Annotated in this window: 17 protein-coding genes; 13 read left to right on the top strand and 4 right to left on the bottom strand. The window is 45.8% G+C overall.

The genetic code is table 11. From position 1 onward, the window contains the following. Genes FHS68_RS17450 through FHS68_RS17435 form a run of 4 tightly spaced genes read left to right on the top strand, consistent with a single transcriptional unit; the run spans position 1 to position 5917 of the window. A complete protein-coding gene (locus tag FHS68_RS17450; protein WP_167272514.1) occupies positions 1-1680 on the top strand; it encodes a RagB/SusD family nutrient uptake outer membrane protein in 1680 nt (559 codons plus the stop codon). A 26-nt stretch (positions 1681-1706) separates the two neighbouring features. Further along, a complete protein-coding gene (locus tag FHS68_RS17445) occupies positions 1707-2867 on the top strand; it encodes a glycan-binding surface protein (protein ID WP_167272512.1) in 1161 nt (386 codons plus the stop codon). 16 nt (positions 2868-2883) lie between these two features. Continuing rightward, positions 2884-4167, top strand: coding sequence for an IPT/TIG domain-containing protein (locus FHS68_RS17440; protein WP_167272508.1), 1284 nt, complete (start codon positions 2884-2886; stop codon positions 4165-4167). A gap of 16 nt (positions 4168-4183) precedes the next feature. Continuing rightward, complete coding sequence (locus FHS68_RS17435) at positions 4184-5917, top strand: alpha-L-arabinofuranosidase (RefSeq protein WP_167272505.1); 1734 nt, start codon at positions 4184-4186, stop codon at positions 5915-5917. Positions 5918-5945: 28 nt separating this feature from the next. Here FHS68_RS17435 and FHS68_RS17430 read toward each other — a convergent pair whose 3' ends face one another. Beyond that, entirely contained in the window at positions 5946-7997 is a 2052-nt protein-coding gene (locus FHS68_RS17430; RefSeq protein WP_167272502.1) for an alpha-amylase family glycosyl hydrolase, read from the bottom strand. Between the two features lie 184 nt (positions 7998-8181). Further along, complete coding sequence (locus FHS68_RS17425; protein ID WP_167272499.1) at positions 8182-9000, bottom strand: DoxX-related protein; 819 nt, start codon at positions 8998-9000, stop codon at positions 8182-8184. Positions 9001-9118: 118 nt separating this feature from the next. Between FHS68_RS17425 and FHS68_RS17420 the strand changes: the two genes are divergently transcribed. From FHS68_RS17420 to FHS68_RS17405, 4 genes are all read left to right on the top strand, one after another. After that, on the top strand, positions 9119-10414 hold the full coding sequence (locus FHS68_RS17420) for a hypothetical protein (RefSeq protein ID WP_167272496.1): 1296 nt from the start codon (positions 9119-9121) through the stop codon (positions 10412-10414). Between the two features lie 97 nt (positions 10415-10511). Next, complete coding sequence (locus FHS68_RS17415; protein ID WP_167272494.1) at positions 10512-11417, top strand: prohibitin family protein; 906 nt, start codon at positions 10512-10514, stop codon at positions 11415-11417. A 63-nt stretch (positions 11418-11480) separates the two neighbouring features. Further along, entirely contained in the window at positions 11481-12506 is a 1026-nt protein-coding gene (locus FHS68_RS17410; protein WP_167272491.1) for a Gfo/Idh/MocA family protein, read from the top strand. A 103-nt stretch (positions 12507-12609) separates the two neighbouring features. Next, a complete protein-coding gene (locus tag FHS68_RS17405; protein ID WP_167272488.1) occupies positions 12610-13929 on the top strand; it encodes a Gfo/Idh/MocA family protein in 1320 nt (439 codons plus the stop codon). Between the two features lie 37 nt (positions 13930-13966). On the opposite strand, the gene FHS68_RS17400 is transcribed toward FHS68_RS17405, so the two are convergent. Further along, positions 13967-16396 (bottom strand): ABC transporter permease, encoded by a 2430-nt coding sequence (locus FHS68_RS17400; RefSeq protein WP_167272486.1) that lies wholly within the window; start codon positions 16394-16396, stop codon positions 13967-13969. Positions 16397-16743: 347 nt separating this feature from the next. Between FHS68_RS17400 and FHS68_RS17395 the strand changes: the two genes are divergently transcribed. Beyond that, complete coding sequence (locus tag FHS68_RS17395; RefSeq protein ID WP_229211944.1) at positions 16744-17730, top strand: DUF6268 family outer membrane beta-barrel protein; 987 nt, start codon at positions 16744-16746, stop codon at positions 17728-17730. 162 nt (positions 17731-17892) lie between these two features. Here the strand turns inward: FHS68_RS17395 and FHS68_RS17390 are convergent, their stop codons facing one another. Next, positions 17893-18060: a RelB antitoxin-like protein gene (locus tag FHS68_RS17390; RefSeq protein WP_167272483.1), complete on the bottom strand. Its 168-nt coding sequence runs from the start codon at positions 18058-18060 to the stop codon at positions 17893-17895. 303 nt (positions 18061-18363) lie between these two features. Between FHS68_RS17390 and FHS68_RS17385 the strand changes: the two genes are divergently transcribed. The 4 genes from FHS68_RS17385 to FHS68_RS17370 all read left to right on the top strand — a co-directional run bounded on the left by FHS68_RS17385 (position 18364) and on the right by FHS68_RS17370 (position 24458). Next, positions 18364-19530 (top strand): DUF4856 domain-containing protein, encoded by a 1167-nt coding sequence (locus tag FHS68_RS17385; protein ID WP_167272481.1) that lies wholly within the window; start codon positions 18364-18366, stop codon positions 19528-19530. A gap of 4 nt (positions 19531-19534) precedes the next feature. Next, entirely contained in the window at positions 19535-20680 is a 1146-nt protein-coding gene (locus FHS68_RS17380; protein ID WP_229211943.1) for an imelysin family protein, read from the top strand. Between the two features lie 30 nt (positions 20681-20710). Further along, complete coding sequence (locus tag FHS68_RS17375) at positions 20711-22060, top strand: HTTM domain-containing protein (RefSeq protein ID WP_167273379.1); 1350 nt, start codon at positions 20711-20713, stop codon at positions 22058-22060. A 130-nt stretch (positions 22061-22190) separates the two neighbouring features. Next, positions 22191-24458 carry a TonB-dependent receptor family protein gene (locus FHS68_RS17370; protein WP_310588590.1) on the top strand — a complete coding sequence of 756 codons (2268 nt, stop codon included), beginning with the start codon at positions 22191-22193 and terminating at the stop codon, positions 24456-24458. Positions 24459-24508 lie beyond the last annotated feature (50 nt).

Below are 24508 nucleotides of genomic sequence, written 5' to 3'. Positions count from 1 at the left end.
ATGAAAAATCTTAAAAACATAATTTACGGAACAGGGCTATTTGCCTCACTATTCATTGTAAGTGGCTGCTCGGAAGATTTCCTGGAAAGGCCGCCCGTCGATTCCATCGTGGACGCTGGTTTTTACCAGACCGACGATCAGGTTTTGGCATCTACTGCATTGTTGTATAGCAAAGTATGGTTTGATTACAATGATAAGGCATCCTACAATTTGGGCGATTTTAGGGCAGGGACAGCATTTTCCGCTTATAATGATCGTGGTAATGTACTTTTCAACACTACTGGAAACACGCCTGAAAATGGTTCATCCTGGCGGTCGTTTTTTATCGTGGTCGGACAATCGAACCTTGCGATCAGCAACATTAACCAATATGCAGGGCCTGCTGTTTCTCCCACTATCAAAAAAATGGCGATTGCAGAGGCGCGGTTTATGCGGGCCGTGGCCTACCGGTCACTCGTGATGAACTGGGGTGCGGTGCCTATCATCGAAAATAATCTCGAATTGCTTTCAGATACCAGCGTTTCCCGCAATACCCCTGAAAGCGTTTGGAAATTCCTGACCAGCGAAATGCGCCAGGTAGCAGAAGACCTGCCTGCTACGCCTTTGCGTCCGGGACGGGTTACCAAATGGTCGGCGGAAGGAATGCTTGCCAGATTTTATCTCACACGTTCAGGTGTGGAAGCAGGTGGCGCGGGGCAGCGGAACCAGGTTTTTTTGGACAGCGCCAAATATTATTCCGAAAGGGTGATCGCCAATAGCGGGTTGTCACTGCTGAAAAACTATGGGGACTTGTTTTTATTCCCTTACGATAACAATTCGGAATCTTTGTTTTCATTGCAATGGGTATATTCTCCTGGTGCGTGGGGTACTCAAAATTCTACCCCGGCCTATCTGGCTTACAGTCCGGACATTGCAAATGGTGATGGCTGGGGTGGCGACAAAAGTGCTACCTGGTGGATGCTGAGCCAGTATGAAGGTATTAAGGCTACTGCCACGGGAATGCAGGGACGTACTGTTGATCAGCGGCTTAAAGCGACATTCATGTTGCCGGGCGCTTCTTATCCCGAAATTTCGCAGACGATTCCGGGCGGTGAGCAAAAGCTTGTATTTCCATTTACTGGCACAGATAACAACTTTATTGCCATCAAAAAGTACATAACTGGCAAAGCAAAAGACGTAGGCGGATTATCGGCACAACAGAATTATGGCAATGACACCTACATGATGCGTCTTTCGGAAATGTACCTGATTTATGCAGAGGCGGTTTTGGGAAACAATGCTTCCACTGCCGATCCTGTGGCTTTGAAATACTTCAACCTTGTACATATGCGTGCCGGACTACCCGTTTTTGCCGGACCGCTCACTTTTGACGTAATATTCAAGGAGCGTCTGGTTGAATTTGCAATGGAGGGAATGGCCTGGTACGATTTGGTAAGTCTGCATTATTACAATGCGGCCAAAGCCTATTCGATCCTGAATAGCCAGGACCGCGGCATATTCTTTACCGCGCCGGATCATTTTCCAAATCCAACATCCTGGACGTTTACCAAAACTTCCTGGGCAACCACCGAGCGGACGATTGATGCGAACAGCGGGAATTTTCTCTTGCCGATCCCTTCTGCGGAGTTAAGTCAGGCACCCAATCTGCAAAAAGCGCCTGTTGATTATTACAGCAAATAAATCCATTGATCTTAATCGATTTCAAGATGAAAAATACATATAGATCCGTACTGCTTTTTGCCTTGATGGCACTTGTGGCAGTGTTTCAGATATCTTGTTCGGAGGACGACCTGCCGAATGACGGCGAGCCCAAAATTACCTACATCCGGATCACCGATCCGGCTTCTTCCGATTCATTATTGGTAGGGGCATTTCAGAGTAACCTGATTGCCATTGTCGGTGAAAATCTGGGTGGTGCCAGTGAAATCTGGTTCAATGATCAGAAAGCCATTTTAACACCAACTTACATTACCAATAAGACAATTCTGGTTAGTGTGCCGGGTATGGTGCCAAAGGAAATCACCAATAAATTGAAAATTACATTTACAAATGGCAAAATACTGGAACACGACTTCGAGGTACAGATCAGCGAACCGGTTGTGGCCAACATGAACAGCGAATTTGTGGTCACGGCCAGTGTTGCTACTATCAACGGAAACTTCTTTTATGAGCCGCTCACCGTCACTTTTGCAGGTGGCGTAAAAGGAGAACTGGTTTCAGTGACTGATCAGATCGTGCAGGTGCGTGTGCCGGAAGGTGCGCTTCCAGGGCAGGTGACGGTGAAGACCAATTTTGGGGAAACAAAATCGGATTTCTGGTTTAGAGATAACCGCAACATTTTTTTAAGCAGCGACCCGTTCACGGGCTGGTGGAATGAGAAGTATGTAGTTACTAAACCCGCTGCCGGGGATCCGGTTGCGATCAATGGCAACTACATCCGCGTGAAAGAGGCAATAGGCGGTTGGAACTGGAAAGAGGTAGCGGGTGGTCCGCCGGATGCAATGGGGGCGATCAGTAAAAATGTACCGGATGAAGCCATCCTGAAACCATCGGATTACAACCTGAAATTTGAGGTCAATACATTGAAACCTTACAACAACAACATGTTGAAAATCAATGTGGGCCTGACCAATGACTTTGTTACAGATGCATTTCAATGGGCTCCTCCTTACGATACAAAAGGAGAATGGAGAACAGTGATTATTCCTTTTGAAGAGGTAGCTGCAAGCTATGACAAGCTGGGCGTGAAGCTCAGCGTGAGTCCAAAGGGTTATTACACCCGACTTTTGTTTCACGGAGGCGGGGACCTGGACGCTGATATCTCGCTGGACAACTTCCGGATCGTGCCAAAAATTCTCAAAAAATAGCCCTAAAAACATTCAAATGAAAAACATATTTAATCCACGCTTTTGGGCCGTGATATGCTTCGTCACGCTTTTTGGATTGCTGTTAGCTTGCGATGACAAGGAAGTTGGGACAACAAGTGAAGTTCAGTTGCTGAGCTTTGGCCCGTCGGGTGTGAAGCCTGGTGACGAAATTAGTTTTATCGGAAAAAATCTGGATAAAGTAACTTCTGTTGAACTGACGGGAGCAAGCGTTCCGGCGTCTGGATTTGTGAAACAATCGCCCGAACTGATCGTGCTAAAAGTACCCAATGAAACCTCAGAAGGATTGGTAACCCTGAAAACTACGCAGGGAGATATCATTTCCAAAACCATCCTGAGCTTCGAAGTAGCCGTCAAAATCGATAAGGTACCCGCGCAGGCAAGGCCGGGAGAGAACATTACCATTACGGGCGAATACCTCAACTGGGTCAAATCTGTCACGTTCGCGAAAGACACGACCGTGGTACAGTTTGTAAGTCAAAAGCTGAATGAACTGGTGGTAACCGTTCCGTTTGGAGCAGAAACCGGCCCGCTTGTTTTTTCAACTGGTGGTACCGAGCCATTGACTATTGAAACGGAGGCTGATGTGGTGATTGCATTACCAGCTGTTAAAAGCTTTACGCCAGCCGTTGCCGAACGCGAAAAAAACCTGACCATCACTGGTACCAACCTTGACCTGACCATGGGCGTGTTGTTCAAAGGATTAGCGGCGCCGGTTACCAATTTTGTGAGCAAAGCAGCCGGCCAATTGGTTGTGAAAATCCCGAAAGGTGCTAACAAAGGCAAAATCACACTGGTATCCTATTCCGGATTGATGATCGAGTCGGCGGATGCATTGAAATTCACAGACGACCTGCCCGATCTGGCCGCATTGAAATATGCGATGTATGAAGACGCGTTGGTCAATTCATGGCAAAACTGGGGCTGGGGCGCAACATTCGATTTTGCAAACACGGAGAATGTCCGTGACGGAAGCGCCGCTGCCAAAGTGGTTTTTGCCGGGACTTATGGCGCATTGAAATTTGCAAACGGAACCGTGGCAACTGCTGCTTACACGACGATTACTTTCTCGATTTTCGGAACACCTGGTACCAAAGATAAGGTCATTAATGTGTCTGCAAATGGCGGAAAAGCATTTCCAATCACAGTGAAAGAAGGTGTTTGGACGGAATTCAAGCTGACAAAGGCAAATCTTGGAAGTCCGGCTACCTTAACCGACCTCGCATTTCAAGAAGCAGGCTGGGCCGGAACGATCTTCATTGATCACGTGGGGCTACAATAACATTTCGAAGAATTTTATGCTTAAAAAACAATACGAACTGGCGTTGCCTTGCATGCTTCTGCTAATCATAGCGGTATCATGCAAGGACGATGCTGTTCCAGCAAAGGTGGATCCGCCGAAGGAAGAAGTTATTGAACCTGCCGTGGATCCTGAAATTGCCAAAACGATGGGCTTTTTCATGGACGGCTGGGCAGAAAAGGTTTTCGCTATCCCTAATTTCTTAGACGAAAAAGCACCAGCGTCGGTCAGTGGAACGGTTACCATTGATGCGTCCAAAGTGGTTACCAAAATCCCGCAAACGATTTTTGGGCATAATGCCAATATCTGGATGTCCCCAATGGTCACTGAACCATTGTTCATGACTCATATCACCAACCTTAAACCGAACATTATCCGTTTTCCGGCGGGCAGTGGCAGCGACGTATATTTCTGGAATGCGTCGCCGGGTAAGCTGCCTGCCGATGTTCCAATGCTTTTGACCGGAGCCGATGGCTCCAAGAAAGATCCGGGTTTTGGTTATGGTATGACCAACGACAACTGGCGTGCTTCGCTTGATAATTATTATGAAATGTGCAGTAAGAGCGGAAATAAAGGTGTTTTTACGGTAAATTATGGTTATGCCAGATATGGTACCAGTGCCAATCCGGTTGCAACCGCCGCACATTTGGCTGCCAATTGGGTGCGTTACGACAAAGGGCGTACGCAATTTTGGGAGATTGGGAATGAAAATTATGCCGATTGGGAGTGGGGTTACCGCATTGATGTTGCTAAAAATAAAGATGGCCAGCCAGAATATCTGACCGGCAAGTTATATGCCCAGCATTTCAAGGTTTTTGCTGATTCCATGCAAAAAGCGGCCGCCGAAATTGGGGCGAAAATTTACATTGGGGCAGTGATGTATGAATCAGAAACGGAAGCGTGGCAGGTGACGACGACCAAAACCTGGAATGCCACCATGCTTCCGGAATTAAATAACCGGGCCGATTTTTACATTGTCCACAATTATTTTACGCCTTATGATCAGAATTCAACTGCTGCGGTGGTGCTGAGCTCGGCGCTGTCCCAGCCTTCCAAAATGATGAATTTTGTTACTAAAACCATTGCTGAGAATGGCGTTCTACAAAAACCCATTGCAATGACGGAATGGAATATGTGGGCAAGAGGATCCAAACAGCAGGTTTCCAATGTGAGCGGGGCATTCGCCGTAATTGTATTGGGCGAGTCGCTGACAAACAAATACGGCCTGGCGGCACGCTGGGATTTGCTGAATTTTTGGGCAGAAGGTGATGATCACGGACTTTTTAGCGACGGAAACGAGCCTGGCGTTCCCAAATGGACGCCGAGGCCATCATTCTACTATTTGTATTTTCTTCAAAAAATGATGGGGGACCGGCTGGTGGCTAGTGAACTCAATACTGGAAATACCAATGTTAAAGCTTATGCATCTACTTACTCATCAGGTCAGGTGAATGTAAATCTTGTAAACCTGACGGCCTCTCCTCAAACCGTGGAAGTGAAAATCAAAAACTTCAAGATTGGCGAGCGATTTTATTGGTACAGTCTGGAAGGAAGTAATGACAACGGTGAGTTTTCCAGAAAGGTTATGATCAACAATATTGTGCCGCAGGGTGTTGCAGGTGGCCCGGCAGACTACGCGACATTGAAACCAAGATCAGCATTAACGGCTTCGGGGATCAGATTGACAGTGCCGGCCAGAGGGATGATCAGTGCGGTTATTGATAAGAAATAATCTTGGATAACCAGTGGGTAAAGGAATTTCAGGCGAAAGTATCTTTAATCAAAACGATTACTTCTGCTGGCTGGACGTTCCGGATCTCAATAAATGCAGGTTCGCCAGGTGAATTTCTTTTCACGGTCAGCTTCGATCCAATAGAGTGAGTTCCGGTATAGCCTGGTCCGGTAGCCGCCTGGGCTGTGTTACCAATCACAACATACTCAACACCTGTTGGCGAAAGCTCGCCAGCGATCACCACATTGCCGCCCCGCTCATTTACACCATTGGGATTGACGATGCAAAGCGCTTCCTGATTATATAGGATCCGTGACCAGGCCACAATTTCACCCGGCGCCGGAAATTCGAAACCCGTGCCCGGAAGCTGAATTTGCCTTGGGTATTGACGGCCTAGCCGTAAAACCGGATGTCCCGCCCTTAATTCACAAAGATTTGAAATGCGCACAAAAGCCGGGCTGTTCTCGTCAAAGCAGTGTTTACCAGCGGTACCAAACGGGCCAAAGCCGGGTAGGGATTCGTCGAGTTGATCCAATTGGGTTTGCAATTCCAGCTTAAAGTTCGCACGCGGATGTGAGGGACCAAACATTGCTTCCCGAAGATATTTGTCGTGCCCGGGCCAATTTTGGACCTTGCCTGCCTGCGAATTGGCTGGTCCGGCAAAAGCCTGTTCGGTACCATAATAAATGCATGGGATACCGAGTGTAAATAGTTGAATGGCAACTGGCACGGTCACATAATAATCTTTCACGGCGAAATCGTCGGGTACCTCCGCAGAAAACCGGATTTTACTCCCAAAAACATGATCATGATCATCCAAGATAGAAACATGGCGGTCGCCAAAGTTGCGGTGCGACTCGAAGCCCTGGCTTTGCTGGTTGAAAATATGGAAGTAAGCATTGCCATTGACGAGGCCTTTGGCCACAGATGATAACGTGAGCCGCGCACCTCCGATATCCAGGGCTGCATTCAGGTTCCGTTCCATCATGGCGGTATAGTCCATCACAATGTCCTGAAAATTATCCCCGCCTGCTATCTCTCCGATTAAAAGGAAGTTATGCTTTCCGATCAGATCTGCAAATTCCCGGATCGCGCCGCAAAAATTCCGGGTCTCTTCCAGCGCCATATGCTTAACGGTATCGATGCGGAAGCCGTCGCAATCGGTCAATGCAATCCAATATTGCAGACATTGGATTAGTTGGGTCAATGTTCCGGGAACGTCGAGCGCAAAATCCTTTAATGCCAGAAAATCGGTGCGCTTATGCTGGGCATGCGGATCGCTGATGTTATTGGATTCTCCCAAGTCGCCCATTCCGGCGCGGGTATAAATATCTTTTGATTGGAATTCAAGTGGCCAGGCTCCTTCGTGCCGCGAGATAATGTCCGATGGCTCTGTCGTAAATCCCGCCTGCGCCTCGTCCCGCCAGGCCAGTTTCCACTTTCTCATATTTTCATCGTCAGGATTGCCGTAGTAATTGGCCCATCCCTGGTAAGGAGGCTGATTTTGAGCTGTATTCAACTCATTATCAGGTGCTACATATCCCCAGTTATCGCCGGAATGATTTACAATGACGTCTAATAGTATACGTATTCCTTGGTCGTGAGCTTCCTTTACCAGGGTTACTAACTCCGCCCTGTTTCCGAAACGCGGGTCGACATCGAGGAAATCCTGGATGCCATATCCATGGTAAGTATCCAACCTGGCACGCTGTTTGAAGATCGGGCCGATCCAAATGGCGGATATGCCTAACTTTTTTAAGTATCCCAATTGATTACGTATGCCGTTAATCGTTCCGCCCTGCCATCTTTCCCCCGAATCGGACCATAAATTCCAATCCCAGTCCGGACGGTTGGGTGTTTGGCGCAGTTCGGCGATCTCCTCACGCGTCAGCATGGGCCGGGTAGATTCCTGTCCATCGCTAAACCGGTCGGGAAGTAGAAAGTAAAGCACTTCATCCCGCCAGCTGATCGGCGAAGGGAAATAGGAAACACCTTCCCGGATGGCGCGGTTAATGAGAGATTTGGCCCCGGCCAGTGAGTCAGGACGGTCTGGTTCAATAAGATCGAATGGAGTGGACATAGGGATATAACAGGTAACGTGAGTAAAAATCAGGGTTGATTTACCTAAATATATCCTTCACCAACTGTATATCTTCAATATTCCTGGGATTGTTATTCAACGGTTATCTGGCCAATATATATTCGCAACAACGGGCCGCTAGCACGGCCTTCAATTTGATGAAGCTGTCCTGATCGGGGCCGACTTATCGAAAATCATTGTGAAAGATTTCCAATAAGTCGCTTTTCAAGGTACCTAGCGAGATAACGAATGCAATCCCACAAAACGCCAGCGCGTCGAAAACACTGGATACCTCATTACCCCGAGCAGTAAACGGATCCTGGGCAGCCCTGGGAATATGAAGTGTAATAACCCAAAGAAACAGCACCAGGCCGAACAGCATTGCAACAACACCCCTTCTTATTTTTAATGTAATAGCCAGTCCCGATCCAATTAACACCACCCCGGTCAGCCGCGTCCAAAATAGCCGATCGGGAAGCCACCCGGGAACGAGCGTGGAAACAAAATCGGCATAGAGAAAATGGTCGATCCCAAAAGCGATCATGGTAATGGAAAAAAACAGCGGCCCAAAAGGAATGATCTTTTCCGAAAGCCTGACCAGCGGCGATGTCGGTAACCCCGGATTATGAAATGTGCCAGCCATCACAAATGCACCTCCTGACAATGCCAGGCCCTTTAATGCATTGGTCCAAAGTCCCAGGTGCAGGCTGCTGTTTACTTCACCAAACATTTCATAGGGAACCTGTACGAACAAAAACAGAAAGAGAAAACTGTAACCCAGAATCAGTGATGCTTCCTTTGCCTTTTTATCAAAAATAATGGCCGCGCCCGAGAGCATTAGGCCAACGCCTGTAAAATACGCCCACACAGGAAGCAAAGGTAAGTGCGACTGCCAGGCAGGAAACTGAACCGCGCGAAAATCGGCATACCATAACTGTTGGATTCCATAGAACACGATTGAAATTCCAAAGAAGATGTGTCCAAGTCTGGCAGGTCTTTTCATCGTTCGTTCCGGTGATTATATTTTATAAAGGTAGATTTGGAAATGGCGAACTTTGTAATCAAAAGCTCAGCAAAGTCCGTCAAAAGCTCAAAAAATAGATTAACAACTTGTTAAGACGATGACCGAACAAGACATAGTCAAACAATGCCTTATTGGAATATTCAAAAAGAATGGCTATCAAAAACTGGATGGCCTGACGCAGCGCGATTTTGATCACGTTGGCAATGAAATAGAACGTTTTACGGGCATATCAATCAGTGGCTCTACCATTAAGAGATTGTTAAGCGGCCAATTCAGCAGGTTACCTCAAATTGCCACGCTGGATGCCATTTCCAAATACTCAGGGTTTAAGAATTGGCAGGAATACAAATCGGCATTAAAACAGGGTGAAAATGATAAGCTTTCGGAAAATGCATTTGAAGACCCTAAAATTGAAAAGATTAAAAAGGCAAAACCCGAAAATAAAACCCTCAAATTAGCATTAACCGGCCTGATAGTGACAGCAATCGGCATTTTGGCCTTTATGCAATTGTCAAGGCGGTCGGCCCATTTCGAGAAAGCTTCATTCTCCATGCGCAAAACAACCGCCGACAATATTCCTAACACTGTTATTTTTCAATATAATGTGGATGACGTAGTGGCCGATAGTTTTTTTATCCAGCAATCGTGGGATTCGAGCAAGCGGGTGAGGATTTTTAAAAACAACTACACGCTGACCGATATTTACTTTGAACCTGGTTATCACATCGCCAAACTAATCGCCAATGATTCCGTCATTAAAGCGATTGACGTGAGTATCCCTACAGACCGCTGGTTTTTATTTGCCAAGGATAATTTGAGCGGAATGCCACAGTACATTACAACTAGCAATGCGCATTCTGGCGTGGATTTTGGAATTACCGCGAAGGATCTGACTGACAACAAGATTGATATCACCAAGGAGAAGTTTTATGTATCAACCTTTTTTCCGGGTAAAATAGATGTTAGCAGCGATAATTTTACGCTCAAAACCAGGGTGAAAATTAAAGAAGTGAGGAAAAACTTCTGTCCATACGTTGCCCTCGAAATCTTTACCCAGCGCTATCCGATGTTTTTCACAATCACTCCCAAGGGTTGCGTGAGCGAGGCAATGGTACAGTTCGGTGAAAAATTCATTAGCGGTAAGGAAACGGACCTGGCTTCTCTGGGATTTGACGTCAAACAATGGATGGACATTGAGCTGATTGTCAAAAACCGCCATGCCAGAATTACGCTCAACAATAAGGAAATCTTCACCATAACGTATAAAAACACCTCCAAACTCATCGCCGGCCTGGGATTCATGTCAAATGGTCTTTGTGAAATTGAATTTGTTGAATTGAAGGGATTAGATGGGAAAGTGGTTTATCGGGATGGACTTACAGATGAACCCTGATTAAACAGCCATAAAGTCAGGCCTTAAGCTGGGGCACAGATTTGGAATGCATTGATTATTATTTCATTAATTACATTAAGATTTAACAAACTATCCCATGTTTCTAGTTGTAGTTGGTATTTTAATCGTCCTTGCTGGATTTGCAGTAAGTAAATCCACACTCAATATTTACCGTTATGCACCTATTTTCAAAATTGTAGGTGTTGCCATCGTTATCCTCGGGATCCTTTCTTCATCCGTTCGTCAGATTGATGCGGGTACCATTGGTGTTCAGTCACTTTTTGGAAAAGTTAGTCCGCAGGTATTGGAAAACGGGCTCAATTTTGTTAATCCACTGGCTGATGTGGCCGTTTTTGATACAAAAACCCAGAATTACACCATGTCCGCAACCGCGAAGGAAGGCGAGATAGAGGGGGATGATGCCATTCGGGTTCTCTCAGCAGATGGTTTGGAAGTGGTAATCGACTTGACGGTATTGTATAAGATCATGCCGGACAAAGCGCCGGCAATTTACAAAGGAATCGGTACGGATTACAAGGACAAAATTGTTCGTCCTATTACCAGGACCCGGATCCGCGACAATGCAGTTTATTATGATGCAGTGGCGCTATATTCCAAAAGAAGGGACGAGTTTCAGAACCGGATTTATCAGACAATCGATAAGGATTTTAAAGGTCGCGGCCTGATCCTGGAACAACTATTGATCCGTAATATCAATCTGCCCGAATCGGTGAAGAAGACCATTGAATCGAAGATCAATGCGGAACAAGACGCGCAGAAAATGGAATTTGTATTGCAAAAAGAAAAACAAGAAGCAGAACGTAAGCGTGTGGAAGCCAGAGGTATCGCTGACTATCAAACGATCATCGCATTAAGTCTTACGGATCGTCAGCTGCAATATGAGAGCATTAAAGCGCAGAAGGAATTGGCGGCTTCTCCCAATGCGAAAATCGTTGTGCTTGGAGGAAAGGGAAATGTGCCGTTAATTCTGAACGAAAAATAAAAAACCAATCATTAATTCACGAATGGACAAGGCAGCGGTATGCCGACTCCTCAGGAATTTCGTATGAAAATCTACAAGTTTGCGGTTTTAGGTACTGGATTCTGGTCTGGCTATCAGCTTGCTGGCTGGAGTGAGTTGGAGAACGTACAACCAATCGCATTTTATAACCGAACATTGGACAAGGCCCGGGCTCTCGCCGACCAGTTCAATGTGGAGCATGTTTATGACGACGTGGATGAGCTTTTTGAGAATCACGCCGCCGAACTTGATTTTGTAGATATCATTACCGATGTGGGTACCCACGAATTGTTTACAACCAAAGCCGCACTTCACGGCCTGAATGTGATTTGCCAAAAACCAATGTCGCCAACTCTGGAGGCATCCGAAAACATGGTAAAGGTTTGTAAAGAGGCCAATGTGGGATTTTATGTGCACGAGAATTTTCGGTTCCAGGCCCCCATCAGAAAATTGAGAGAAATACTTGGTTCCGGTGTGATTGGTAAGGTATTCAAAGCCAATGTGGCATTCTGTTCAGGTTTTCCGGTTTTTGACAACCAGCCATTTTTGAAAGAACTGGATGAATTTATATTAACCGACATCGGGTCGCATGTGCTGGATATTGCAAGATACCTTTTCGGAGAGGCTGAATCCTTATTTTGCCATACGGCACGGGTTAATCAGGAGATTAGGGGCGAGGACGTTGCCAATGTGCTTTTGCGCATGCGGAACGGCATTTCCTGCTACGTTGAAATGTCTTACGCGACCATTGCTGAGAACGAAACATTCCCGCAAACGCTGGTGCGCGTGGAGGGTGACCTTGGAACAATTGAGCTCCTCCAAAACTTTGAAATCAGGACCACAACGCGTATGGGGACAATGGTTACCAATGCAGAACCCCTCATGTACTCTTGGGTAGATCCTGCTTATGCTGTTGTACATTCCTCCATTGTAGATTGCAACCGCAATATCCTTGCCGAAATAGCCGGAACGGCGCAAGCGGAAACAACCGGCATGGATAATCTTGAAACGACCCGGCTGGTGCACCTGGCTTACCAGTCTGCACGGGAAAAAAAGGTTATTTCCCTTTGATTTTCAACTTCAAGCCACTAAATGTATTCCATCAATCATGGGTAATAATTTGCAATAGTGGTGTTTTTATGATAGTGTAGAAATCACAAAGCAATTACCGGATATGACAAACTCAAGACGAAAATTTATAGGCTCAGCCTCCGCAATCATGGCAGGCGCGGGGATATCGGCCATCATTCCTTCCTCGCTGTCGGCTTTTCCAGTATTGGCATTGCCTGCTGATACCATACGGGTCGGCGCGATTGGCGTCAATGGAATGGGCTGGTCGGATTTGACGGCTATTCTCAAAAATCCGGGTGTGGAATGTGTCGCCCTGTGCGATGTCGATAAAAATGTTTTGGATAAACGCGTCGCCGAGCTTGCTGCCAAAAATGTCAAGGTAAAAGCTTATTCCGACTATCGTAAGTTGCTGGAAGACAAAGACATTGATGCCGTGGTAATCGGTGCGCCGGATCACTGGCATTGCCTGATGATGGTGGAAGCCTGCCAGGCCGGAAAGGATGTATATGTAGAAAAGCCGATTGGGAATTCGATTGCCGAGTGTCGGAGTATGATAGCCGCGCAACATAAATACAACCGCGTGGTGCAGGTGGGTCAGTGGCAGCGGAGCCAGAGACATTTCAGGGATGCAATGGAATTTGTGCATTCCGGGAAGTTGGGTAAAGTCCGGCTGGTGAAAGTATGGTCATATTTCAGTTGGGTAACGCCCATTACCAAACTACCGGATGGTACGCCGCCAGCGGGTGTGGATTATGATATGTGGCTGGGGCCGGCTCCGAAAAGACCATTCAATCCCAATCGTTTCCATTTCAATTTTCGCTGGTTTTGGGATTATGCCGGCGGCCTGATGACCGACTGGGGCGTCCATTTGCTCGATTACGCGCTTTTGGGAATGAAAGCCGCGATTCCGAACAGTATTATGGCAGCCGGAGGCAAATTCGCCAACCCGGATTCAGGTGCTGAAACGCCGGATACTTTAACGACGGTTTACGAATTCGACGATTTCAACATTCAATGGGAACACGCAATTGGTATCGACGATGGACCTTACAACCGCCAGCACGGAATTGCATTCATTGGAAACAACGGAACATTGGTGCTTGATAGGGAAGGCTGGGAAGTAATCCCGGAAGGCAAAAAGATGGAAGCTGTTGCGCTTCGGAAATCCTCGGACAATGGGCTGGACCTGCATGCCAAAAACTTCATTGAAGTCGTTAAATCCAGGAAAATGGAGGACTTGAATGCGCCTGTGAAAATCGGCGCGGACATCGCTATTTTCTCGCAAATGGGCAACATTGCGTTCAGGACCGGCAAGAAAATATATTGGGACAAAGAAAAAGGCAAGTTTACCGACGATGAGGCCAACAAGCTGATTGCGAAGGAATACCACAATGGCTATAAAATGCCCAAGTTGTCAACCTGATTTTCATCCAGTAAGTATTTCCTGGCAACGGCTCTCCTCATTCGCTCCGTAAACTCTCGACAGGGTTGACCAATGCAGCTTTGACCGTGTGAATGCCAACGGTTACAAAGGCAATTGCCATTGACGCTAGTCCAACCAATGCGAAAACCCAGAAGCTCAGTTCAATGCGCTCCGGATAGTTATCAAGCCATTTTTGCATTCCGAACCATGCAATCGGGATTGCGATCGCCAAGGATATCGCAACCAATTTTACAAAATCATTGGAAAGCACCATAATGATATTGGGAATGCTGGCACCCATTACCTTCCGGATACCGATCTCCTTGGTACGTTGTTCAATGATCATTAATGCGATGGCAAATAAGCCGAGACAGGAAAGGAAAATTGCGATTGCAGAAGCCAGACTGCATATTTCTGATAGTTTTTGCTCATTCTGATACCAGCTGTCCAGGTTATCATCGAGAAACGAACCCATGAATTCTGCTTCGGGTGCTACCTGCCGCCAAACTTTTTCCAGCTTTTCCATTGAAGCCGGGAGATTTTTTAGCGCGACCCTAACGAAAATGTAGTAAATCGACTCCGAGCCGGAAATGTGCATGGTCAAAGGTCTGCGCTCATCGGCCAGGGAATACAAATGAAAATCGGACACGACGCCGATCACTTCCGATTTGGCCCCGGTACTATCCGAATCGTCGCCCAGGAACATTCCCACGGGATTTTTTTCGCCGATCATTTTGGCCATACCTTCGGAAATGATCACCCTTTTGGAAGAGTCGGCTGCAAAGGTCCGGTCGAAATCACGACCAGATTTCAGTTTGATATTCAGGGTTTTAAGATAATCGTAATCAACCAACAGCATGTCAGTATTCACATCCTTTCCTTTGTATTTAAAACCAATCACCGTCCGGGAGCTTACGTGGTCTTTGCCGCGGCCGAGGTTTACATTGGTTCCGGTTATGGAAAGTATACCAGGATCATTGGCCAATGTATTGCGCATCCGGGCCAGCACCTGCCGTCCGTTGAGCTGGTATCCGATGGGGATACTGATCACTTGTTCTTTTTGAAATCCGAGAGGAATAGCTTTCATGTAATCAACTTGCTGAACGGCAATAATGGTGCAGCAAACCAGTAAGACCGAGATAGCAAACTGGGTTACAATAAGGGAATTACGAAGGACTCCCGGCTTTTTCATCGATACTTTTCCTTTTAAAACTTCCACGGCATTGAATTTGGCCATTTGCCACGCAGGGTACCCGCCCGCCACAAAAGTTACAACCGCAAAAACAGCCAGGATCAATGCAATGAAGCCCGGTTGCAACATGGAATCGAATGTGAGTGTTGACCCAAAAGTGGCATTGAAAGTGGGTAAAAGGGTATAGGTTAGCAGAGCGCCAAGCAGAAATCCGACCAGACAGATCACTGTTGTCTCGCCCCATATCTGAACAAAAAGCTGTTTTTTAAGCGCTCCCAATGATTTGCGAACACCTACTTCTCGTGCTCGGGTGAATGAGCGGGCAATGCTCAGGTTAATGAAATTGATACAGGCGATCAGCAGGATGAAAATTGCAATGGCCAAAAGCGTATATATGACAGCGACAGGTGTGCCTTTGCCACCCGCTATCTCCTTGTCGAAATGGACTTTGGAAAGTTTCTGTAACCTCAAAGCGAAGATATCGCCCAACTGATCGGGTTTGGCGCCTTTTTTCGTCAGGTCGTCTATTTTAGATGCGAAGTATTTTTTAGTAAAAGGTTTTAGCCTGCCTTCAAATACCGCCTGATCAACATGGGGAGCCAGTTTGACGTACAGGGCATGAGAATTATCTTCCCAATTGTTTTTATTAGTCGAATAATTGGACAAATTTTCAATTCGGACCAGCGCGTCATATTGGATTGACGAACTGAAAGGCACATCGTCTGTCACACCGCTTACGATGTATTGTTTTCGGCTGTTACCCCCGCCCACAATCATCGATTTTCCGATTGGATCCTTGTTTCCGTACAAAGTTTGCGCCATACTCTGGCTGATCACAATGCTGCTCAGGTTAGTCAGTGCATTGCTTTTGTTTCCTTTGATGAGATTAAAAGAAAAGATCTTGAAAAAGTCGGGATCTGTGAATACGACCATCTTATCAAAATATTTCCCATTCACTTCCACCGCACTTTGCCTGCCTGACATGATCCTTGCAGCGCCTTCAATTTCAGGAAAATCAGCCTTTAAGGCAGGCATAACCGGGAGTGCCATGTTGCCATAACGGTTTTGTCTTTCCGGATCATTCTCTACAAAATAAGCCTTGAATATCCGGTCGCTGTCGCTGTGAAATAAATCGAATGTGAAATGAAGATAGGAGAGAAGAAACAGGAATACGCAGATGCAAAATGCAACGGATAGCCCGGTAACATTGACTGCCGTATATCCTTTGCTTTTCCAAAGATTTCGAAATGCGATTTTTATATAGTTTCGCAGCATAAGTAAGGATTTAGAAAAAATAAAGGGAAGTAATAATACCAGAGCAAAATAACATGCCAAAATTTAAAAACGTTGATTTGAGCTAATTGGGAGGGTTATGCCTAGGCTTTGAAGATTTTTATGTTCGCGAACGAACAGTGAATGTACGCTGGTGGATCGTAGCACGTTAAACCATCGGCTTCAATGATAAGTATATGGAGCAATCATATATGTTTCGACAAAATTTACTCGCTAACTATCAGGAACTTAATGCGAATATGGATTTGTTCCGTCCAAGTGCAGGTTAAGTTTGAAGCAGAGTTTCGTTAGTGCTGTTTACCCAATAACATTTTCATTTTTAGAAGTTTATGCTGATTGACTACCGGAAGGCTGTTGTGTTTTTCCTCTGCCTGATCACAGGCAATGCAATTTGTCAATCACTTAAACCCGGCTTGTCGAAGCCCGGCTTGTCGAAGCCCGGCTTGTCGAAGCCCGGCTTACCGGGTATGGCGCCTTCCAAATGGCTTACTTTCAGAAGCACCCACGCACCGGGCAAAGTTTATCAGTTTTCCAATTCCGGTATTAAAAAGTTCACCCACGAAGAGATTTACGTAAGAGCCTGGCTTCCCGTTGTGAAAAGCAAACGGGTAACTATTTTGCTCGGTCCCAGTTACAGAACGGAGCAATTTGAACTAAAAACACCAGGAGAAAATCCGATCAAAAATATGCAGGGCTGGAACCTCCGTTCTTATGGGCTGGACCTAAATTCATTGATCAAACTCGACAGCACTTCCTGGCTGATCACAACTTCTCACATGAATAGAAGCGGTAATATCGCTGAGCTTTCATTCAAACAAATCCCAATTAATTTCACAATGTCGGCTTCTTTCTTGCGGAAGAAATCGGTGAATAAGGAGGTTGGGGCTGGTATAATGGTAAATCAAAGTTTCAGAACAACCATTTTGCCGATATTCATTCTCAATTATAACTACTCCGAACAAGGCGGTTTTGAAGTAATGCTACCCAAAAGAATTGCGTGGCGAAACAACCTATCAGCCAATGATATTTTATATATCAAAGCGGAATCAGTCACCAGGACTTATTACCTCAACCCACTCGGAAATAACGAGCCGGATGTATGTCGCCGTGTCGACATTGATATGGGTTTGACCTACAATCGCAAAATCGGTAGTTATGTGGGTGTGGAGCTTTCCGCCGGATATCGCAAAAACCTCAGTTCCAAACTCATTTCTGGAGCAGTGCCCATCAGGACTTCAGGCCTTGCCATGACTTTTGATATCTACGTCCAGCCTCCGAGCCTCAAAGGAAAAAGGCGGACAAGCCAGTTAAGATAATCCTGCACCTGAAAATGATTTATATGTTTGGGTATATCGCACCGCAAATGATGCGATAATGATGGGATTGGCAATATTATCAGAAAGCTTGTCCAATTGCCCTTGGGCTTTCCTCGATAAGACGACGGTGAATTTAGGCACTTTTTTCTTTCCTGTTTTCAATTATTCCGAAAATAAGATGCGCTCTCCTTTGTCTTCTTTTTTCGCTTCATTGTAGAGACGAATATCTTCAAGTTCTTCCATGAGAGAGTCGAACTCAGCGGCAGGAATCACAACCATAGACTTATTACCATTGGAGTCTTTGATGTATTGGGGATGAACAGTCAGCATAACGAAACCTCCTTTTACAAAAATAGCAAGACCGGCAAGTATTCGTTTCCTTTTGTCTGCAACCTATTTTTTCAAGTATTTTTATTTAGAATGAGTATAAAGTCGGAATTTAATAGTTATTTCGCAGCAGGAAATCGCTGATATGAATTCCTACTAAACAATGTTTTTAACTCAAGCAAACCCATTCTATCCGACGTTTCCATAAAACCATTTAACCGCTTTTTTTTGAGAATTAGCTTATAATCAGTCCAGATAATAATAAACATCCAGTCCATTATCTTTTTAAATCAATTCCCCTATACAATGCTTAAAACTACTAACAAGCTGAAGTATGTCATGGTCGCATTAGCCATCTTCGGATTCACATCGTGCAGTGACGGTACCGACGAGCCAACCCCGATTGTCGAAACACCATTGCGTGCGAAAATCGAATATCCGACTTTGGCGGCCACTACTTCTTATACCACCCCGTTTGTGGATGCAAGTGCCAAATCGACAGTCGACCTGAGCAATGGTAACAACCGTTACAAAATGTTCCAGGCGCTAAATTCCTATATGAGCTCGTCGATCAGTGGTCTTAAACCAATTGATGCAACGGTCCTTAAAAATATGTTTGCCAATACTGGAAGCGCTTTTGCGGACAGTACAAAACTAAATGCTTCGGGTGTGCAGCTTCGCAGCACAGTTGCCACGTCATGGCCAACTGCTGATGCAGACGCAGTTAGGGCTAATTTTGAAACTACATTTGGACAACTTGCTGAGGCGAGCAAATCAGTGGGAGCCGTAGGTGCTCCAGGAAAAGCTGGTAAAATCGGAAACTATTTGGTGACTGCGCAAGGTATTGAGCCTAGCCAGGTTATTCAGAAATCTTTGATCGGAGCACTTCAGTACGATTATATCGCTAACGTTCTGCTAACAAAAGGGTTGGATGCAGACAACAAAGCGGTTGTTTCCGGTAAGCCTTACACGCAATTGGAACAAAACTGGGACGAAGCATATGGTTTGCTCACCCTAAACCCTGTGTATCTGGCAGGATCAACAGATGACAAAAGAGGTACGACCGAATTTGCATTGGGATCTTATATTTGGGAATACAACAAAGCATCTTATGCCAAAATTTATCCTGCATTCCTGAAAGGACGTGCTGCGATTGTAAATAATGACAAGACCGAATTGAAAGCGCAGGCTGACTTTATCAAAGCCGAAATGGAAAAGGCAATTGCTGGCGCAGCCGTAGGTTACCTGGGAAAATACCTGACCGCAACCACGGATGCGGCACGCGTTCACGCAATGGGTGAAGGCCTGGGCTTTATCTACTCGTTGCGGTTTTTGAATGTAAATGGTGGAACAGCCGCATTTTCGGATGGTCTGTTAGTAGGACTTGTAGGCACAGCAGGTGGCGTTTGGGATTTAACTCCTGCCAAAATCAATACTGCGTCAGAGGCAATCAAGGCGAAATTCAAGTTATAAGATTATGATACGAGTTAGCCGGTTAAATGCAGGAATGATCCTTATCGTAGGGTTGGTTACCTACGGCTGTTCCGGAAGTGGCACCGATACGCCCAGTCCTGAACCCGTTGATCAGGGAAAAGACAGGAAAGCTATTCTGACGCATTGGGCAGATAATATCATCATTCCAAGTTATTCAAGTTTCAAGCTGAAGCTCGATGCATTGACTGCTAAATCCGATGCATTCGCTGCCAAACCGGAAACCGCTTCGCTCGTTGAACTTAGAAAAGCATGGATAGAGGCTTATAATGAGTGGCAGAAAGCCGAACTTTTTGATGTCGGCCCGGGCGCAAAAAGAGCGATCAGAAGTTACTATAACATTTATCCAACCCATGTACAGGGTATCCTGGCCAATATTGAAAATCCTTCATCCAGCCTGGAAACGACGGTTTCTTTCGACCGTCAAGGTTTTCCAGCGCTGGATTATCTTATCAATGGTGTGGGAACGACCGACGCGGCAATTGTAGCTTTCTACACGGCACCTGACGCTGGCGCCAAACGCATTGCCTACATCAAGCGCGTTACCGAGCATATGCAATCACTGCTGACTGCTGTGATCACAGATTGGAACGGCGCTTATCACAACGAGTTTATTACCAAAACAGGAACGGATATTGGCTCGCCGATGGGAGAGCTTGTTAATGGTTATGTGCTTCATTATGAACGTTATATCCGGTCCGGCAAATTTGGAATTCCATCCGGCGCAATGCTGAACGGGGTAGTGGCGGCAGATAAAGTGGAGGCTTTTTACCAAAAAGATATTTCAAAAAGGTTGGCACAAACCGCCCACCAGGCTGTGGAGGATTTTTTTAATGGAAAAAGTGTCAAAACCGACGCTGAGGGACCTTCATTCAAATCATACCTCAATGCATTGGGGGCTAAGGACAGCGCAACCGGGCAATCGCTCAGTAAAATCATCAACGCACAATTTGCGGCGAGCAAAGCAAAGATCGATGCATTGGGGCCTGATCTGCACCAACAGGTCATTGAAAATAACCAGGCAATGAAGGACGTGTACACGGTATTACAAAAGGCGGTCCGGATGCTAAAAGTGGATATGACATCGGCGATGAGCATTACCATTACCTACACCGATAACGACGGGGACTAATAAAAACCAGCGTCAAGCGTGCCTGCATTCATCGATATTTATCTGAAAGAGAAAACCGCGGCAGCTTCATTGGCGGTACTCAGGATATTGGTCGGAGTAATGCTTTTCGCAAGCATCGTGCGCTTTTGGAGCAAAGGCTGGATAGACGAACTTTATATTAAGCCCAGGTATTTTTTTCCATTTTATGGTTTTGAATGGGTCAAACCTTTGGGAGGTTATACCTATTTGTTGTTTGCAGTCTGCGCAGTTTCGGCTGTTTTTGTAGCGCTGGGATTATTTTACAGGTCCTCCGTTACTACACTTTTTCTGAGTTTCACGTACATTGAGCTCATCGATAAAAGCACGTATCTCAACCATTATTATTTTGTAAGCCTAATTTGCCTGCTGTTGGTTTTTCTTCCTGCCTATGTCTGTTTTTCCGTGGATGCGTACCGAAATCCGGAAATACAAGCGGGCTTGGTTCCGAAGTGGTGTGTGGATGTGGTTAAGTTGCTGGTTTTCATCCTCTATTTTTATGCCGGCCTGGCCAAGCTCAACAGTGACTGGCTCCTGCAAGCGCTGCCACTAAAAATCTGGTTACCTGCCCGGAACGATATGCCGGTCATTGGCTTTTTATTTAATTATGACCTGACAGCTTATCTTTTCAGCTGGTTTGGCTGCATTTATGATCTGACAATTGTCTTTCTCCTGCTCAATCGCAGGACGAGGTTGTTTGCATATTTAACGGTAGTCGTATTCCACGCAATTACCGCGATCTTGTTCCCAATTGGCATGTTTCCGTATGTTATGATCGTCACCGCGCTGATCTTTTTCTCCCCTGAATTCCATCAACGAGTCATTGCGAAAGTCAGCGCACTATTCAAGCTTCCCCAAAATTTTCTGGCTTCAAAGAAGTCATATACATTTTCTGCCAATGCTAATAAGTGGTTGTTTATTGGATTTTCAGTGTTTTTTGTATTCCAACTCACATTCCCCTTTCGCTGTTTGCTTTATCCGGGAGAGCTTTTCTGGACGGAGCAGGGGTATCGTTTTTCCTGGCGGGTGATGCTCATGGAGAAGGCTGGAAATGCCCAGTTTTTGGTAAAAGATGATCGCGGAAAACAGGTAACCGTCGACAACACCGAGTTTTTGACCACTCTTCAGGAAAAGATGATGGCCACCCAGCCGGATATGATTTTGCAATACGCACACATCTTAAAAGATTTTTATTCCAAAAAGGGCTATGAATCCCCGCAGGTTTTCGTGGATTCGTATGTCGCGCTCAATGGGAGGTTGGGCAAGCCAATGATCAATCCTGAAACGGATCTGGCGAAAGAGACCGAATCCTTCCGTGCCAAACCCTGGATTTTACCCTTAAATGATGAAATTAAAGGCTTTTAGTACATTGATTTTTTGTTGGATTTCAATCTGTTCATATGGTCAGCACCGTTTGAGCGGCATTGTTAAATCCGCGGCAGATAGCTTGCCAGTTCGGGGGTGTCAGGTTTTTTTAAATGGTGATCAAAAAATAATGACAGACAGTCTGGGCCACTTTGAATTCCTTTCTTTGGCCAATCGCAAGTACACTTTGCAGATGATATTGGATGATTTCAAGCCTGTTACTCGGGAGATTTCAATTCGTGGAAAAGATTTGGTATTGGAACTTTTTGTCTATCCCCGGAGCGAAAATCTCAATGAGATTATGGTTTCGGAAAAGAAAACAGATTTCGGTTTTTCGAGACTTCGGGGCGTGGAAAATATGGGGATATATGAAGGGAAAAAATCGGAAGTAATTAATCCTGAACAATTGGTGGCCAACCTATCGACCAATAATGCAAGACAAATATATGCACGTGTGGCAGGGCTGAACATTTGGGAAAATGAAGGTGGCGGTTTGCAGTTGAGCATCGGGGGCCGCGGCCTGGACCCCAACCGGACTTCCAATTTTAATGTCAGGCAAAACGGGCACGACATCAGCGCGGACGCATTGGGCTATCCTGAAAGTTACTATACCCCGCCCGTGGAGGCGGTCGGTCGGATCCAGATCGTTCGCGGCGCGGCGTCACTGCAGTATGGTACTCAATTCGGTGGACTAATCAATTTCGTCATGAGGAAGCCGGTAGCTGATCGCAAATTTGAGCCCGTGGCTCGTCAAAGTATAGGCTCGTTCGGTTTTTACAATGCTTTCTCCAGCGTGAGCGGAACGGTCGGGAAGCTCAGCTATTATTCATTTTTTCAATACAAAAAAGCGGACGGCTGGCGGGCGAATTCGCTTTTTAATAACTATACTTTTTATACGGACATTGATTATAAACTGTCGGAAAACACGTCTGTCGGGTTGGATGTGACGCATATGAACTATCTGGCCAAACAACCCGGTGGACTTTCAGATGCCATGTTTGCGCAAAATCCAAGACAAACGATCCGGGAGAGAAACTGGTTTGATGTGGGCTGGAATATGCTGGCCGTGCATTTTGACCATAAATTCAATGCTACTTCGGATTTTAACCTGCGCTTTTTTGGATTGAGCGCGCATCGCTATTCGCTCGGTTTTCGGCCCAACCGTGTTGCGACGATTGATGACAACGGTGAACGGGATTTGATCAAAGGGGAATTTACAAACTGGGGAACGGAAGCTCGATACCTAAAACGTTATTCATTGGCTAAAAATCAATCGGTATTATTGGCCGGTGCGCGATATTACCATGGATTCAACCATAGCCTGCAAGGTCAGGGAAGCAACGGGAAGGATGCCAATTTCAGTTTTGTAGAGCCCGAGCGGTTCATTACTTACGATTATGAGTTTCCAAACAGGAATGTTTCATTATTTGCGGAGAACATTTTTTATCTGGGCGAAAGGTTTTCAATCACGCCTGGGGTCAGGTTTGAGTACATCAGCACGAAAGCAGATGGATATTATGGCACCATTCAACGCGACCTGGCGGGCAATGTAATCAACATTACGCGCTCGGACGAGTTTCGGAAGAATAACAGACAATTCCTATTGGCAGGAGTCGGACTTAGTTACAAGCCATTTGAGCTGGTGGAAGCCTACGGTAACTTTTCGCAAAATTACCGGTCGATTACATTCAGCGATATGCGTATTGCCAATCCATCGTCCGTCATTGATCCGGACATGAAGGATGAAAAAGGTTACTCCGTAGATATCGGGGTTAGGAGCAGGCAAACGTCCGTTTTCAATTACGACGTTAGTTTTTTTTATCTCAATTATAATAATCGCATTGGAGAAATCCAGTTCTATGATGAAAGCAACCGCATTCTGAGGCTTCGCACCAATGTAGGACAAGCTGTGATTTTAGGGCTCGAATCGTATGCAGAGGCTGATTTTTACAAATTATTTTCACCAGATAGCAGGAATTTCAGCGCAGTCCTATTTGGGAATTTTGCCTTTATACAATCAGAATACAGAAAAAGTAAAATGACGGGCGTTGAGGGTAATCAAGTGGAATTTGTACCAAAAGTAAATCTGAAAACCGGATTCAAGCTGGCCTACAAGAATCTTAAAGGCTCAATTCAGTTTACCCATCTGACAGATCAGTTTTCGGACGCTACCAACGCCCGTGACGGCGGGATCTCCTCAGTTGTCGGACTGATACCTGCTTACCAGATCATGGATGTAAGTTTTTCCTACGAAATCAAAAATTTCAGGGTTGAAAGCAGCATCAACAATCTCGCCAATGCCATGTATTTCACCAGAAGGGCCACAGGCTATCCTGGGCCAGGCATACTTCCTTCCGACGGCAGGAGTTTTTATCTGACTTTGCAAGTAAAAATTTGAAACCGCCATATTCCGATTCCACCTGGATTAGAATCTACATTCACAGTTGG

It is taken from the genome of Dyadobacter arcticus (assembly GCF_011762185.1).
Classification (GTDB): Bacteria; Bacteroidota; Bacteroidia; order Cytophagales; family Spirosomataceae; genus Dyadobacter; species Dyadobacter arcticus.
This window is presented reverse-complemented; position numbering and strand designations above follow the sequence as displayed.